This is a genomic window from Psychromonas sp. KJ10-5, assembly GCF_055808325.1.
In genome coordinates, this window is sequence record NZ_CM147864.1 from 2,019,608 (window position 1) to 2,036,583 (window position 16,976).

Below are 16,976 nucleotides of genomic sequence, written 5' to 3' on the forward strand. Positions count from 1 at the left end.
AAATTAACTTTTTAGTCGTGTTTGTTTGACGTCTCTATCATAACTATCAGCCAACTCTCTAAGTGCGATAGCAATACGGTTAAAGCCATATTCTTCAACTTGTTCGGCTTGCTCTCTATAACTACTTGCAATTTTCATTTCAGAATTCCCCGTAGAATCACGAGTATATACACCACGAGCATTATACTTAGCAGTACGAAACCCATCCCTCATAGTTGGATACTTTTTATCATTCAAAACTTTAGCAATATCTAAATTAATCCATAACCCATTAGAATCACTCGGCGAATAAATCAATTGTTCGCCTACAACAAGTAAAGCAATATCTAGGTGGCCTGATTTTTGAGTTATTTCTATGACTTCATCCAACCAAGAATTAAAAAGAGAACTATCAAAAATATCACTAGATGTACCAGGAACTTGCTTCCACTGTCCCAATAAATTATAAGCATTTGAAGCTAATTTTCTCTGAGCCTCAGTCGCTTCAGGTTGCCTTTCATCATTAGTTGAACGATACATTAACTGAATTAACTCACAAAAAAATGCTGGCTCTGTCGCTAACTTATTTTCTAATGTTAAAGGATTAATATCATTATCTTCAAGTAAAGGAAGATAAGCCCACTCAATATGAAAAAGATCATTAATATCAGTAGCAGAAGTTTGTTGAAGATATTCAATCATTTTAATCGCAGTATTTTGTTCAACTCTATTTTGTTCAGATTTGACCGTTAGAGCCCCGAGTAATGCTTTACTCGCTTGCTCTACATTAATTAAATGCTCATTGCCATAGATAAGTGCTTGATAGCAATTTATTGCTGCTGAAAATCGCCCCACTTCAATTAGCTTACTTATTGCTAATTCAAAGTTTTCATCGTCGTCCCCCCTAAAAGCCCTAGCTTCGGAGTTTTTCCAATAACTTTCTTGTTTATCTCCCAGCCAGCTCTCTACTCGTTTCCAAGTTTCTGTTTTAAATGGCAAGCATAATAAAAAAGTAACATTTTGAGATCGATGCCAAGTACTACGATCTAGCTTATCTACCCATTCCCAACCACATAAAGCCTGTCTAGCCCATATATAAGCTTTTATAAACGGCCAGTTTTTATTGTCTTTGCTCAATAAATTATCAGGTAACAAATTGGAGTCTATTTCAGAATCTCCAATTTTTGCTAGGGTCTGCCCTACAATTTCCGAGTCTTCGACAGTATTAGAAAATCGTAAAACCAACTCTAACTCGCCTACTTCTAATAACTCTTTGATAGCAATGTCCCTTCGTTCACTTCTTACATCTTCATCACGTTCAATTTGAGACGACTGACGATAAGAAAATAAACTTAGATACAAGTTTTCAATTTTTTGGGGAGCAAGTTTATTTGCTAAATGCTGTAGTGGTAATAGTACTTCTTCTGACAGAGACCACTTGGCATTTGAAAATTTTCTATGACGTGCGATTAAAGCATTTAGTTTATTCCAAAGTAATAAACGCTCAGTCTCATCAGCTTCTATTACCGCAGAAACTAAACATTTATGTAAAAAATTCTCTTGGGATTGTTTAGGTAAATTAGAAAAGTGACTAACAATATCGGCAAGAGACTCAATATCAGAGCCTGCTAAATTAATAAGTAAGTTGGCACAAAACAGTGATTGTTCCCAATACTCTTGCTTAGTTACTCCCTTATTCTCCCAGTCATCAGGAAGAACCTTTCTCCATTTGGGTTTATGATTTGGAGTAGATGTTCTGTGTTCATTTGGTAATAAGCTAACAAGTAAGCGACGTCCAACTAATGATTGTTCATTACAAATGGTTTGAATAGCAACGGTTCTTTTTTTAAGGTTAGCTGTAGTCTGGGGTTTCCAACTAAGTAGAATCTCAGTTAAAGAGTTGATTGGGCGGTTTGACCAACGCCCACCGGGGTCTAGTGAAGCTAATTCAGCCAAAACAATTGATACACGAACAAGTAAATTTTCATCCCAAGCTAATGCTTCTAAAGCCCATAATAAACCAGTTAAATAATTTGTTCCAAATACCCTAGTATCCTCCTGATGAAATATCTCTTTAAATATTTCAGGAGTGGAAATAAGTGTATTTTCTAATGCCGTTAAAAAAGCCTCTGGAGCAATTTCAGATAAATCAGGCAGTAACCCATTTAGACCAGCCCAAAGACGCCAATCTGCATTTTCAAAAACATTCCTAATTACTAACGCACCTAAAGATTCGGCTTTATAAGAGCTAGCATTTACAAGCAACTCAGATTGATTACTAATCATTGCCAGACCTTCTACAATACCAGCCCTAAGATTAAGTGAGTATTTAAAGCCTTTTTTATAAATGTTGGCGGCATATCGTTCTTCTGCTTTAAGTTCAAAAGCGGTAGAGATATCTTTTAAGACCGTTAAAGATATCTCTTGAAAACGATCTAAATTCTCATCAAAAATACGAGGAGTTAGTTGCTTAAATAAAATATCTCTATTTTCAACTTTCCAAATACCATTGCTAAAATCTAACGGGCAGTGACTAGACTGTAACGCTTCCCTCAACGATATTTTCCAAACAGAATAATCACTATCTGTTAATACTTTTAATACGTCGACATCAGATTCTTCAGCTTCACTCCAACTACCTATCATCACCGCTACTGAGTAGTAAGTAGCGTAATCAGTGTTGTTAAAGTCGATTAGTTCTTTGTTGCTATTTTTTTCTTCTTGTTCATTCTGCAAATTGGCCGGTATTTGACTTAATTCAGGTAGCTTAAAATGTTTAACTAATTCGCTAGGCAAGTTTTCTAGGGTAATAGTTCCTGCATTCTGATTAAATGACTGAACTGTTGTTATTATTTGAGACAAAATTTCATTCGGAATCTGCTTATTGTACTGACCAATATGAGACTGTAGCAATGATGAAATGATACTGCCTGGCTTCGCTAAGTCATAACCAAGAAGGTGAAAGTCTTTAAGAAATTCATGAAGTTGCAAATTACTAACAGCAACATTGTTATTTGCTTTGGCTAATTGTGTTCGAATTACTGCAAGTTTAGTTCGTGCATTATTAGAGCTAAATTTAGCTCTATCAACATTTGTTAAAAATTCATCAGAATTTTTCGTGTGTCGAGCTTGCTCTAATAAGCCACACACGCCTTGATAATCTGTAGTACTAATGGGGCCAGTTATTAACGCAATAACATCCTTACCCTTTATGAACAAGTCTTCATTATTAAAGTCATCCCATGCTGCTTTAATAACCTCTGCAAAAGTTTCACTGCCTGCAGTAATCGAGATAGAGTGCTTTACCTGACCTAATAATTTTCTGCGATCTTTACTTACAGGTTCTTCAATAAATACGATTAAGTCATCTGTCGCATAACCATCAACCATACCCTGCAATTTAAGTTCTACAATAGGCCAGCAAGGCAAACAAGGAGCATACCCTCCAGTCAGCATTAAGGTAACGAAGTTTGCTTGAACCTGAGATTCAAATCGACCACCACCATTCCCAGTAGAAAACGGATTACTTAACTGCTTTGCTTTTGCCATATTAAATACTTACCTCAGTTTTTTAACATCGGGAATTTCTAATTCGCCTGAGATTAATTTGGGTAACAGCGTGTCACGGAGTTTGGTTAAAACACCGGTTTCATTAGTTCGAATCGTATTCGCTTGATAAAAATCTTTAACAAAATTTGAATAATGCTTTTGGATAACATTTGGCGGAATAACTATATTCCAGTCCATTATTGCTGTTTTATCACCCCTTGGCATTTTAGATCCTTTGGATGTTGCCAGCATGTAATCAAAAAAAACATCTTGAAATAGCAAGTTTAATACGTACTCATTACATTGCTTATCTAGAGCGACGAAGCCTAGTACATCATTTGAGCGACCACCAGATGATGTCGCGAACCAAATCTTCTTAAAATAGGGACGAATATTTGAAATTAATATATGCCCTTCATCAAAAGCAGGGGTCATCTTTATGCTAGGTAGTTTCGATGCTTGAATTACACCAGCTTTATTAGAGAGCATGTTGTCTGTAGATATATAGTTATCTAACGTTAATTTTGTATCATCAATACGGTCTGTGGAAAATTTTACAACAGATGATAACTTACCTTCTTCCCATCCTTTTGGGATCCAACCATTGATGCCGATTGATGGTTCGTCGGTTAATTCAAACTCGCTTGGGAAGTGTTGGTGGGTATTTTCTGCTTGTGATGCTTGTGCCAGTGCGGTGTTATTTTCAGTCACTGCTAGGTTTTGCTGTGTTAGTTTGGCTTTTAGTATTGGGTTATCTTGCAACACCTGTAAGCGTAATGTTGCACGTTGTAGCAATGTTTCAGGCCACGTACTTGGTAGGTTTTCTAGGTTAAAATCAGCTTTCGCTAATGCGTTATCAAACACAGGATCAAAATCAACAAACCAGCTTTTAAACAAGGTCTGCGCCATTTGTTCAAGGGTTTGGTTGGTTTGTTGGTTGAGATTTAATTTTTGATCAAGAATCTTTAGTAGTTCAACAGCTTTATTTTGTTCTTTCTCAGATTCAGGAATACGAAATGTAAAGTCACGCATCATTTTCAAAGACACATTTTTTATTGTGCTACCAGTAGAGCATCTTTGAATATACTCTTGAAATAAATAACCAGACAAAATGTATCTTATAAACTCTTTACTTATACCTGCCTTCAGGTTTATGTAACAGGCACTCTTACCAAGAACAACCTCTTCTCCGTTATATAACGCAACATTACCTATTGTTCCATTTATAGAAACTAATACTGTCGAATTACCTAATTCTTTTTTGTACTTTTGATATTCATCAAAACTTACTCGCTTTGTAGAATCTTTATAAACGATGGTTCCACTTTCCAAATTATTACCATTTACAAAGTAGTACCCTCCATCTTCCGTGTATTTTGGCGTGCCATGTAAACCATCCCCAATCCTTTCTGATATATCAGCAAGGGCAACTGTTTTCCAATCACTTCCCATAACCCAGCGCCTCCAAGTTTTTACGGATGGCTTTGTCCAACTCAGCTGCTTGATTCATTTGGCTGTATAGCGTCTGACTGAGTTCGGTCATTTTGGTTTCAAAGGGAATACCATCATCAACAAGATCTGCTGCACCCACATAACGACCAGGTGTTAATACATAATCGTTGGCTTTCATCTCGTCTAGGGTGGCTGATTTGCAGTAACCTGCGATGTCTTGATATGCGTTGTTTGTTGCTTTCTCACCTTCAACAACCAGTTCTTCACCGCGCCAAATATGGTAAGTTTCGGTGATTTTGGCAATATCGTCATTGGTGAGTTCTTTTAAGGTGCGGTTAACCATCGAGCCCATTTCACGCGCATCAATAAATAAGGTTTCACCTTGGCGATCACGGCGTTTTAATAGCCCTTTCTCGTCATTGCCGCGTTTGTCTTTACTGATAAACCATAAACACACGGGGATTTGTGTGGTGTAAAACAGTTGCCCGGGTAAGGCAATCATACAATCGACTAAATCATTTTCGATTATTTTTTGACGAATGTCGCCTTCACCACTGGTATTTGAACTCATTGAACCGTTGGCTAATACAAAACCAGCTGTACCATGCTCGCTAAGTTTTGAAATCATGTGCATGATCCAAGCGTAGTTAGCATTACCTGTTGGTGGTGTTGGATAACCTGCCCAACGTGCATCGTCGACTAATTCGTTATCAGCACGCCACTGTTTTTGGTTAAAGGGTGGGTTTGCCATAATGTAATCGGCTTTTAAATCAGGGTGTTGGTCTTTAAAGAAGCTGTCCCCAGCTACATCCCCTAAATTGCCCGAAATACCACGTACTGCGAGGTTCATTTTCGCCAGTTTGTAAGTGGTGTTGGTATATTCTTGCCCGTAAATAGAGATGTTTTTTTGGTTACCGTTATGGCTATTAATAAATTTAAGCGATTGCACAAACATACCGCCCGAGCCACAACACGGGTCGTAAATCTTACCTGAGAACGGTTCAATCATATCGGCAATTAAGGTAACTATAGATTTTGGCGTATAGAACTCACCACCGCCTTTACCTTCTGAGGCCGCAAATTTACCTAAAAAGTACTCGTAAACACGGCCGACTAAATCTTCTTCGCTTTTAGCTTCTTCTGGGCTATCGGCACTTTCTTTAGCGATTGTGTCGATATTGTTAATGGTATCGATTAATGCAGACAGTTTGCTGCTGTCTAAGCCTAAACGAGAAAAGTAGTTATCTGGTAACGCGCCTGCCAATGATTTATTGCTTTTTTCGACGGCATGTAACGCTGAGTCAATTTTTACTGCGATATCATCTTGTTTGGCATTCATTTGAATAAACGACCAACGTGCGTCTTCAGGTAAATAAAAGATATTTTCCATGGTGTAAAACTCCACCATATCGATATATTCATTACCATACTCTTCAACAATGGCATTTTTACGCACTTCAAACTTATCACTAATGAATTTAAGGAAGATAAGGCTTAATACGATGTGCTTATATTCAGCAGATTCAACACTACCTCGTAATTTATTAGCAGCATCCCAAAGGGATTCTTCAAATCCAACTTTTGATTTTTTTGTAACTTTTTTAGCGGGAGATTTTGCCATGATTTTTTACCTAAAACGTTGCCTGAAAGAGCTTACTCTTTAATAGCTATAATCATACCGAACTATTCACAAAAATTTTACTTTTAAATCAAGGTGATCAGCACATATTGAAGAATATGTGCAAGAGAAGCTATTTAACATTATTCCACTGTTTATATAAACAGCAAAATTTGAAGCAACGCTTGAGGTGTCGTATAATATATGAGCAGATCAGTATTGATTTGTAATACGTTGCATTAAATAAAAATTATTGAGAGGTTCAAAAATGGCTATAAATATCAGCGGTAATGCAGATAGTAAGAACGGTAGTAATAACAGCTATACAATACGTGGCAGAGGGATAGTCACTCGTGCACAATTAGTTAAAGAGACAATTAACGGGCAACACCCAAATCATCATGTCGTAACAAATAAGAGTGGTAAAAAAGCAATAAGAGCCAACCCTGATAAAACTAAAAATAATAATATAGATAAGTAAGAGACAGATTTGTGGGAAAGGATTCCCTGTTAATCCTTATTACCCGTTAACGCCTCTATTAGCTTGCGTTTTCCTTCATCATCGAGTTTATCAATCAAACATGCCAACGTAGCGCTCTCTTCAGACTCACAAAAAAAATAATTAACGGGTACATTTAATTCTTTAGCCATCTTTTTTAATGTATCTACGTCTGGCATATGGCGACCTGTTTCATAGTGATTCATGCGACCACTTGCTGAACTTGGATCAATCCCTATATTAATGCCTAAATCTTTTTGACTGATTTTCATTTTTTTTCTGGCCTGTTTAAGGCGCTCTGTAAAAAAGGATTTAACCTGCACTAGTACATTATCTCTATGAGTTTTATATAAAACTGATTGTCTAGTTTTTACATTGCCATGTATACTTAGGAATTCTAAGTTTATGATTATTTCCGAGGCAGTGCAATGAGCAATAAAGTAGATATGAATGTATTTTTACATTCCCTTTTAGTAACTAAGCAAATGGATAATTTCACTATATCTGAAGCTAAAGAGGCTCTAATAGCTCATCACGTTGAATTTACAGATTCCGTTGAAGCAAGAAAGTTTATATACCGCCAGTTAACCAGAGGTATTGAAAAAGGCTTAATTAATCGTAGTGACAACCCAAATAACAAAATTAGAAAAGTTATTTATTCAAAAACAGAGTTATTTTTTAACTCTACTTTTGTACCAATAAAAAGAGTAAATAAAGCTAAAAAGCTAATTCAACGTAAACAGCGCCAACAAGAAGTAAAAAGACTAAGTTACCAAGATGAGTTACAAAAAGAACTTTTAACCTATGAAATAGACTTAAACACCTTACTCGAAGAGGCTAAGGAATATAAACGACTATCATCTCGTTTTCCTGAGTTACAAGAAAAATTACAAATACATCAATCTCAAGCTAAACAAAGGTCTGTCAAGCTATTAGGAAAAGTACATGCACTACAAAACTTGCTAGGTTATGAGACTACTGGCACGCCAGCATGTTAAGACAATGGCAACAGGAATGCTTTCAAGAAGCAAGAAAGCACTATTCGGAGCTTAATAAGCATTTTTTATGCTTAGCTACACCTGGTGCAGGAAAAACTGTTCTCGCGTCTGAAATAGCCGCTTATTTGATAGATGAAGATAAAATAGACTTTGTCATTTGCTTTTCCCCATCAACTGAAATTTCAAATGGAATGAGAAAAACATTTTCTAAGCGATTAAACTGTAACTTTGATGGTGTGATTGGTTCAATAGGTTGCTCATACACGTACCAAAATATGCGCTTCTTTAATGATGACTATTGGAAACTGTTAAGAAATAATCGTGTGCTTGTTGTTTTTGATGAAATTCACCATTGCGCTGGTTCATCTAACGAAGATACAAATATGTGGGGTGAAGACATCATTAAAAATATCCAAGATAATGCTTCATATACATTAGCGTTAACAGGTACTCCTTGGCGCTCAGACTTACTCCCTATTACATTAGCTACTTACAGCGATCCGGGTAATAAAATTCAATGTAATTACATCTATTCTCTTCAGCAAGCCGTTAATGATGGCGTTTGTCGTAACCCTAAAATTGTTTTAATTGATAATGAAGAGATCTCAGTTACAACCCAAGCTCAAGAGACTAAAATATTTAGATCATTAAAAGCTCTTTTAAAAGCACCACTCATTTCTTATCAAGACTTAATTACACATGATGCTGTCATTCAATATATTTTGGCAAAAGGTTGCCATAAATTATCTGAGATAAGAAGATTAAATCCAGATGCAGGTGGTTTGATTGTCGCTTCATCCGTTGATCACGCCCAAAAAATAATGACGTTACTTACAGAAAAATTGCTACAAACCGCAGTTATTGTGACTTATAAAGAACAAAATTCATCGGATAAAATTAAATATTTTCGTTGTAGCAATACGCAATGGATAGTTAGTGTTGGTATGGTATCAGAAGGTACAGATATTCCTAGACTTCAAGTTTGTTGTCACTTAAGCAGAGTGAAAACAGAACTATATTTTCGACAAGTATTGGGTAGAATTTTGAGGGTTAATAATTCAATGAATCAAGAGGCTTGGTTATTTACCTTCGCGGAAGAAAAGTTAAGTATTTTTGCTAACAGGATAGAGCAAGAGTTACCCGATACATGCGTGTTAGTTAGAAGCAATGAGGCCACAAGCCGTTTTGATATAGCAGCAAATAACTATAAAACAACACCGTTATTAGACAACTCACCAACTTCAGTTAATACACCACTCAATGATTTATCATTTCAAGAGAAAAGTAGTAATACACAAATTGTAAATGGAACCTCATCCCCTCCAGCTTATTTAAAAAACTTTGGCGGATTCAGAGAAAAGTTAATTGAAGCATTTACTTCTATTTAGATGAATAAAAGCTTATTTTTCTAAGTCGCTTTCGCCCCCAAAACTGAGATAGATAAATTGATTAATGATAGTTGATGTTATCTTTAGATAGGGTTATATTGAATGAGCATTCCAAAGTAGCTTTCTTAATTTGTCCACTAACCAAATTAAACTGCAAAGATGCGTAGTGGCTTTACTTACCATTTAGCCAACTCGCAATAATTAAGCCTGTTTACTCGGGCTTTTTTGTGCCTAAAATAACTACACAAGTTCATTTTACCAAGTCGTTATGTGCCCCGAAATGACTTAAAAATAAAATAGTCTATAGTACCTGTTTAAAGGTTATAGCTCATGGAGTTCAACCGCTATCTCTGGTTGATCTTTTCTACTTTCAACTAGTCGAATTAATTCCATATTTTCTTCAAACTCCACCACTAAATCCGCTAGCTTATCGAGTTCCTCGCCCTCAGGAGTATTAGGCTTAGCATCCCAAAGCTCAGTTATGCGAGATAAAGTAGCCTGATGCTCTTCTTCTGTTTCGATTTTTTTCATATTTTTCTCACTTTAATCGTTTTACCGCCCAGCTTATTAATATTTATACACTTAGGGATCATTAATTACCAAGAAAGAAAATGCTTAAGATTTAAGTTAGCGCTCATTACATCGACTTTCAACTATCTCATTTTTGTTTTTCTGAATGTTTGCTATTGTTCTAGATCTTGTGCATTCCCATTCTGATACTGGGTACATTTTATCCCAAGCGTTCATTAACTGCTTCTGAGACTTACTCATACTATATCTCGAATATGTATCATTCATGTAAAGATACGTTCTAGCAATGCGCCCCACGCGACTCCACTGGCGGTTCTGCTTTCTTATTATTAACCTTCATTAAACAACTACCAAAACCACTTTCAACCTGTGGTAACAACTGAAAGTTGTAATTACTTCTCATCGCATTAACTGCCCAGATAGCAGGAAATAAGTTGTGCATATCTGCCTTCATGTATTTATATTCATCATTTACTCTGTTAGCACACTTTCTGCCTTTATATGCTTTCCCTTTACTCGTCACACATTGCTTATCTCCCTCTCGCCATTCAATAAATGTTCGACCAAAGTTTTCAGCAGGTACTACATGCTCCCATTCAACACGCATTGAACGTTTAACATGTTTATCTGTATGGAGTCCTTGAGGAGAAATAATATTTTTCTTGGGTCATTCTAAACTGGAAAGTACCATTGAGTATTTAGGTGTTGAAATAGAAGATGCTTTAACTATTTCTCAAGCAACAGAAATGTAGTCAGGGGAGCAGCTTAATGGGCCGATAACGCCCCCTAAACGAGACAAAACACTTTAACCTCAAAGAAAGCCAGATAGAACAAGCAAAAATATTAATTTATTATTTAGCTTGTTTATTCTGAATTAATTTCCGCACTATTTTTCATCTTGCTCTTTTTTGAAGAGGAGCTAATCAAATTAGTGTAATTTCTGGCTGATGCTAGAGAATCATTTAACCACAGCCCGATCAGAGCAATTAATATAGCCATAGATAAATAACCATTTAGTGCTTCTATTGTGGTTAACAATCTTAATTCTACTGGCGCAGAAATATCACCATATCCAACTGTAGTCCATGTTGTCCCACTAAAATATAAAGCTGTGGCGAAGTCTACGGATTGATATTGCCCGTTAACAATTAAGCCACTTTTAAAGTATAAAATTGAATACATTAATATAGAAAACACTATGTTAATGATGCATTGAAATAATAATTTATCATATGAACCATTAAACCAAGCAATATTAACTGGCATCATTCGAACGGTTAAAATAGCCATATAAATAAGTAGAAAAGGCACCACATAAATACCTATTGAGGTAAACGATAATGCCACACTCAAAATAATGCATAACCAATAATATATTTTCATCATAACCATATGAAGTACCATTAAACTCTCCGACGAGCACAATAACAAATTAATCTTTCTACAATAGCAATAGGGTATGAGTTTAGTATGAAATCTTTTGGGTTTGTAATTAACACATCAGGATACGAGTTTCTTAATTTCATTTTCAATGATCCTAAATCGATTAAAAAGAACTTGTTTTAGCGACTCTGAGTGCAGCTAAATCTAAATTTATTTAGACTACTTTTCAATAACTATATCGAAAGGCTGTGTGCATTCTTCATAGTTCGTAAAAGTATATAAAAACTACTCTTTCAGCCCCTTCTTTTTATCAATAAACTGGAGTACCAATTTAATTGGCACCGCTAAAGTATCAAGCCCTAATTAAAAAAGAAGTATTAATATCACGTCATCATACTTCAGTTTTTACTTATGATTCGGAAACGCCCCATAGCGTGCCAGAAACTTACGAAAACATGACCAAATTACTCAGCCACAGCTTTCATCAGAAAAGTGTTCAATGACGCACTAACAGCTGCTCGATACAGCATTTACTTATCTATGCTATGGCGAATTCTATTAATGTAAACATCTAGATTGTCGGAATAACTACATGCATTCGCACCAAATTCAGGGCTAATGCATGCTTTCTTTAGAACTAAAAATTCTCTCTTGTACTCTTTGCGGTAATTCATTAAGAACTTTATGCTCGCAAACCTCTTTAGAGGTGATAGCAGAGGGGATTTAAACTGGTTGTCCCAGTGGTACTGGTGCTCTCCATTAACCAGATAAAGTTGCTTGAGTGCTGATTGAATTTCAACATCATATTCCTTTCTAAATGCCAGAATCTGTTCTTCTTCAGCTTTAAGCCAGCCCTTAATCCAAACTTCATAAGGGAAATAGACCGCTGAATTGTATTTACGGTCTATTGGATTAAATATTTTTTCAATAGAATACGGCACGTCTTTAATGTTAATGTTTTGTTTTCTTGCCAAGTATCCCTCTTGAAAGACCTTTAATTCTTGTCCTTGAGCAGCATAAAGCCACCCTTCAAGCAAGCCCGCTAAAACATCACTATAGCTATAACGCCCCAACTCATCATTTATTTTAATAAAAAGACTCGGTACTTTTTTCACTTCACCAGTGAACAAACGGAACCCTATTTCACACGATGCCAACAAATAGCCTTTATACCATTTTCCTCCTTCAGTATTTAAATCATTCCAATTATTGCTGTTACATAACTCGAATGGACAGGCCTGTACTTGCTCATTGGAGTAGCATGCTTTATATCCAAGAGCTACACATGTATCGACTAACCACTCTTCTAATGGTTTATCTTCATAATTGCGACCGTAAATTTTCATGGTTAAACTTATAGTGAGTTTTAAATAATAGAAAATAGTGTATATCACAATATAGGAAGAACAATCCCTTATATCAAAAAAACATCTGCATGGAAAAGTGTTTTACATTCTCAGTCTCCGTAAAAATTCTAAGTCGGTATGTGCCCCTTAACTGGCTAGATTGGTGAGGCGCTAACGCCCCCATAGCGAGATAGATACACATTACACAAATTACTGTGTACAGACTATATAGTAATATTGGCGGCGACTTGAACCCTAACTATATTTTCAACCGCAGTATAAATATCCACTTCTACTTCGGGCGTGGTAATTGAAATAATTAATGCATAGCGTGCTTGTTTTTCAAAATTATTTAATTTTGTTCTTGTTCTCCACCACCCCATAGCGGGATAAACAGCTACTTGTCCACGCTCAGCTAATTCTGCAGCACTTCCTTTCCAAACATCTTTGTGAATTGAACCTTTATTTCTAAAGCTGCCTAATTGCCAATTACTATCACCAGCAGATCGAGCTGTTCCTTGTTCCTCTGATCGAGCATTTCTGTTTAGTCTCGCTTTAAATTGCTGAGTTGACTCATCAGGCCTTTTAACATCGAATCTAAATTGATGACTAGGATAACTATATTTCCCTGACACATTGCGGCTAGAAGGGTTAGGCTCTATAAAATACGAAAGAGTAACTGTCATCTCTACGTCAACATCACCTAGCTGTAATAAAAGGTCTTTTGGCCAGGGTAGTTCATGAATATGCATGTCTTTTGTAGACGGCTGTTTACCTGATTTTTTTTCATACGGTTGAATAACATCTTGAACTATCATGGATAGTGAATTTTTTGCACTCCAAAGAGCTTTATCTATGTTAGGTACACCATAGCCGACAAGTCGCACTAACCGTTTTAACTTCTGCTTCTCTGTCCTCTCTGCGCTAACTAAATTGAACATTTCATTTGTCCAAGTTGCAGAGTGTACTGTTAATGCTCGGATAGTTTCAGGCCAAAAGTTGGGATATTCAGCGCACAATTGTGCATTAAAACGAGCAGAAAGTGCAGTTGCTGCACTTGTCGCATTTGTAGGAGAAAACAGTCTTTGCGATATATCAGAATATGTTGATAGGGGCATTAAACTTGCGAATGTTAGGCATGTGTCATTACCTTTACCTACATTGCCACCCTCAAAGACAACTTCAGGCTTGATAGGTTTACTGTTACCCCATAACACAGAAGTGCTACTATGAGGCGATAGTGAGCCGGCTTTTGCTAATGGAGTATAACTTGCATCTTCAGTGATAGTAACTTTGTTAGTATATGCACCAACAGTCAATACATTCCAAGCCTGAGCTGGATCATGGATGTCCTGTAATTCATTATTTTGAGGGTACTCTAGTAAGTCTTCCTGAAAACCACTTGTGTTTCCAGCACAAACTGTAAATAGTCTTGGGTTAGAGTTATCGCCTAAATCGTCAGAAGCTAACCCATCTAACGCACTCGACCATGAAGAAGGCCTACCAAAATCTCTTCCATCTTTTGACCCTAATGCCATGCTAAAAATACGATTACGATTTGGATTAGCTATTTCGGCCTCAGATACGCCATCACTAGTAATTAATCCTAACGGTTTACCTTGGTTATCTCCTCCTTGTCTTAAAACCTTTACTGACTCTAATCGGTGATTAATGCTAATAGGTTCATTACTTTGTAAAACATCAGCTAAATCTCCCCAAATTGCTAAACCAGCCATTTCAGTGCCATGGCCATCATCATCACTAATAGTCCAGTTAGGCTCTATAACAAACTGATCTTGAGTCGTTGTAAATGGCGATATAAGAGGATGCTCAGGATTTATTCCTGTATCTAATACGCATACATAAGGCAACTCTCCTTCAGCTACATTTAGCCTGGATATTAGCTCATCTGACCATTCTCGTTGTTCTGTTAGATTAAGTTCATCAAAAAATTCTGAGGTTTCCTTAGCTAATCGTAATTCAGATATATTACTTAACAATAAAGTACTAGCGGATAAGAGCTGCTTAGCCCCACAAACATTGATAACAGTTCGCTCAGGGAAGTTCAATTTTCCGGCTTTAATTTCAAGACCTAACTTGGTAGCTATGACAGTAAAATCATGGAGGACAGCTTGTCTATCATCTAATACAGGTAACCACACTTCCCATAAAATATTTTCAGTTTCACTTTGGGGAAATAATGATTCATCATCGGACCATAATGACTCTAAAGCAGCTACTTTGAATGATTGAATGGCATCAATCAGTTTTTGGTTATCTATAGGTTTACCATTCCTATTTGTTTTATATTCAATATAAGCTCGAATCTTTTTCTCAAAAACATTTAACTTACCTTCGGGGATAAATACTGTAGCAATAACTTTCCTATCAACACGTTTCACATTCAGCAACTCAATGCCTTGAGCGGCATTAGCTAAACTTTCAACCACCATATCAACGCCTTCAAAGCTTTCAAAAGCGACTTGAATACCTAATTTAGATTCTAATTCATAATTAGCGGCCTCTTCTTTCTGGCTTTCTAGCTCTGAATTTACCGAAGCTAAATTATTTAAAAGCCTTTCGCTATGAGTTTCTCGAACTTGAAGTGGCGTAGCTACGCTACCCCCACCACCAGAAGCTGGGGAGGTATATGCTTCAGATTGACCTGTGGCGCCTAGAAAAAAGTGAGGTTTATTACTTGTTGTTGAATTGTCTGCCACTGAAGCTCCATTATTTTAATCTGAAATTACCAAGCAGAATATCGAGAGATAAATTACTTTGAGATATGTTCTTTTATCATGCGTCTATCACTGATAGCATGCTTTAATATAGGAAGGGTTATTTTTTCATGATCGTTGATTAAATACTCTTTAATGGCATCTTCTGCTGCCAATGTTATTTCCGCATTACTTAAACCCTCTGCTAATTCCGGTAATTTCTTCCATGCAAAATTCTTAGAAACGTAAGTAGTGAGCTTATTTTTAAATAAAGTAGTAATTTCTTTTGCAGTGGGGAGTTGATATTGAATGACATCATCAAAACGCCTAAACAATGCAGGGTCTAATACCTTCATGTGATTAGTTGCACACATAATAACGCTATTAGAATTATCTTGTTCAATCATTTGTAAAAAACTATTCAATAAACGTCGAGCTTCACCAACATCATTAGAGCTGCCACGATCAGATCCAAGAGCATCAAACTCATCAAAGAAATAAACACCTCTTACTTCTCTTATTGCATCAAATACCTGTCTTAATTTTGCAGATGATTCCCCTAAAAATTTTGTGATTATAGAATCCAATCTTACTTCAAATAATGGGAATCCTAATTCACCTGCTAATATCGAAGCTGTATAGGTTTTTCCAGTTCCAGGGGATCCTGCAAGTAGCAATTTACGACGTGGTGATAATCCATGGTTTTTCAATTTTTCTAGGTGGCGTTGCTCTCGAATTAAACGATCTAGCTTAGTCTTGATACAGTCTGATACAATTAAATTAGCAAGCTTTAGCTTAGGGTGGCTGACAACAAGTAAACCTGTAGAGTCTTTAATACCATTAGCAATAGATACAGGTATATTGTTGAAAGATTTTCTTTTTGCATCTTCAACAATATCTCTTAACTCTTGAGCAATCTTAGAGTGTCCACTCCTCGCTTCATGGGCAGCAACCTGCAATGCGATAGATAAAAATCTATCGTTATCTTGGTCAATATGAGACGTTAATAACGCCTTAATGTGTGAAGAACTGGCCATGGAATCTCTAATGTTTTAAGTTAAAATTAAGAAGTGATAATAATTTTAGTATAACAAAAATTTCGCTGTAAATATTGTTGTTTGCTACTAGTCCAACATATTTAAAATTAAAGCGACGACTTGTCGTCAGAAATAAGTACATCGACTACAGTCTATAATGTGATAACACGGTAAACTTGGACTCTAATTGAGAGTAACATTGATTGTTTTTCTATTTCGTAAAGTGCCCGAAGAGCGATAGCAAGCTGTACTTAACCACATTTGTCTGATTTTTCTAGATTGTGTCGAACTAAGTTTGAATCTCTTTCTTTATATTTTACCGTTCTTTGAGGCGTAGCAATGCAAGTAATTATTTCTATTCTGTAATCGTCTTTGTATTTACGTTTACTGAAAAGCTGATGAATTTACTCTGTAAAATCATTTGCGAGTTCAGCTGAATCTAAATAAAGATCTCTGTGCCTAAGCCTACCATTAGGCTG

14 protein-coding genes are annotated in these 16,976 nt (G+C 36.2%); 3 read left to right on the forward strand and 11 right to left on the reverse strand.

Annotation, left to right across the window (positions count from 1 at the left end; all coding sequences use genetic code 11):
* Positions 1–3: 3 nt before the first annotated feature.
* The 3 genes from AC0L3W_RS08990 to AC0L3W_RS09000 are packed head-to-tail and all read right to left on the reverse strand — an operon-like array spanning position 4 to position 6,601.
* Positions 4–3,528 carry a hypothetical protein gene (locus AC0L3W_RS08990; RefSeq protein WP_409439122.1) on the reverse strand — a complete coding sequence of 1,175 codons (3,525 nt, stop codon included), beginning with the start codon at positions 3,526–3,528 and terminating at the stop codon, positions 4–6.
* Positions 3,529–3,537: 9 nt separating this feature from the next.
* Positions 3,538–4,980: a restriction endonuclease subunit S gene (locus AC0L3W_RS08995; protein ID WP_409439121.1), complete on the reverse strand. Its 1,443-nt coding sequence runs from the start codon at positions 4,978–4,980 to the stop codon at positions 3,538–3,540.
* Complete coding sequence (locus AC0L3W_RS09000; RefSeq protein ID WP_409439120.1) at positions 4,970–6,601, reverse strand: type I restriction-modification system subunit M; 1,632 nt, start codon at positions 6,599–6,601, stop codon at positions 4,970–4,972. Before AC0L3W_RS09000 ends, AC0L3W_RS08995 begins: the two co-directional genes overlap by 11 nt.
* A 265-nt stretch (positions 6,602–6,866) precedes the next feature.
* Here AC0L3W_RS09000 and AC0L3W_RS09005 point away from each other — a divergent pair, with 265 nt between their 5' ends.
* Entirely contained in the window at positions 6,867–7,079 is a 213-nt protein-coding gene (locus tag AC0L3W_RS09005; RefSeq protein ID WP_409439119.1) for a DUF3892 domain-containing protein, read from the forward strand.
* A 29-nt stretch (positions 7,080–7,108) separates the two neighbouring features.
* Here AC0L3W_RS09005 and AC0L3W_RS09010 read toward each other — a convergent pair whose 3' ends face one another.
* The gene (locus AC0L3W_RS09010; RefSeq protein ID WP_473572787.1) at positions 7,109–7,420 is read right to left on the reverse strand and encodes a helix-turn-helix domain-containing protein; all 312 of its coding nucleotides are present in this window, start codon (positions 7,418–7,420) and stop codon (positions 7,109–7,111) included.
* 105 nt (positions 7,421–7,525) lie between these two features.
* Between AC0L3W_RS09010 and AC0L3W_RS09015 the strand changes: the two genes are divergently transcribed.
* Together AC0L3W_RS09015 and AC0L3W_RS09020 are read left to right on the forward strand one after the other, a co-directional pair.
* The gene (locus AC0L3W_RS09015; RefSeq protein ID WP_409439117.1) at positions 7,526–8,095 is read left to right on the forward strand and encodes a hypothetical protein; all 570 of its coding nucleotides are present in this window, start codon (positions 7,526–7,528) and stop codon (positions 8,093–8,095) included.
* Positions 8,089–9,483 (forward strand): DEAD/DEAH box helicase, encoded by a 1,395-nt coding sequence (locus tag AC0L3W_RS09020; protein ID WP_409439116.1) that lies wholly within the window; start codon positions 8,089–8,091, stop codon positions 9,481–9,483. The genes AC0L3W_RS09015 and AC0L3W_RS09020 overlap by 7 nt, the downstream gene beginning before the upstream one ends.
* A 321-nt stretch (positions 9,484–9,804) precedes the next feature.
* On the opposite strand, the gene AC0L3W_RS09025 is transcribed toward AC0L3W_RS09020, so the two are convergent.
* The 7 genes from AC0L3W_RS09025 to AC0L3W_RS09055 all read right to left on the reverse strand — a co-directional run bounded on the left by AC0L3W_RS09025 (position 9,805) and on the right by AC0L3W_RS09055 (position 16,497).
* Positions 9,805–10,014: a hypothetical protein gene (locus AC0L3W_RS09025; protein WP_409439115.1), complete on the reverse strand. Its 210-nt coding sequence runs from the start codon at positions 10,012–10,014 to the stop codon at positions 9,805–9,807.
* 96 nt (positions 10,015–10,110) lie between these two features.
* Entirely contained in the window at positions 10,111–10,281 is a 171-nt protein-coding gene (locus tag AC0L3W_RS09030; protein ID WP_473572788.1) for an endonuclease, read from the reverse strand.
* A gap of 13 nt (positions 10,282–10,294) precedes the next feature.
* Entirely contained in the window at positions 10,295–10,621 is a 327-nt protein-coding gene (locus AC0L3W_RS09035) for an endonuclease (protein ID WP_409439113.1), read from the reverse strand.
* Positions 10,622–10,878: 257 nt separating this feature from the next.
* Positions 10,879–11,406, reverse strand: coding sequence for an ion channel (locus AC0L3W_RS09040; RefSeq protein ID WP_418135134.1), 528 nt, complete (start codon positions 11,404–11,406; stop codon positions 10,879–10,881).
* 521 nt (positions 11,407–11,927) lie between these two features.
* Entirely contained in the window at positions 11,928–12,743 is an 816-nt protein-coding gene (locus AC0L3W_RS09045; RefSeq protein WP_409439111.1) for a hypothetical protein, read from the reverse strand.
* 224 nt (positions 12,744–12,967) lie between these two features.
* Positions 12,968–15,463 (reverse strand): S8 family peptidase, encoded by a 2,496-nt coding sequence (locus tag AC0L3W_RS09050; protein ID WP_409439110.1) that lies wholly within the window; start codon positions 15,461–15,463, stop codon positions 12,968–12,970.
* 53 nt (positions 15,464–15,516) lie between these two features.
* A complete protein-coding gene (locus tag AC0L3W_RS09055; RefSeq protein ID WP_409439109.1) occupies positions 15,517–16,497 on the reverse strand; it encodes an AAA family ATPase in 981 nt (326 codons plus the stop codon).
* Between the last annotated feature and the right edge of the window lie 479 nt (positions 16,498–16,976).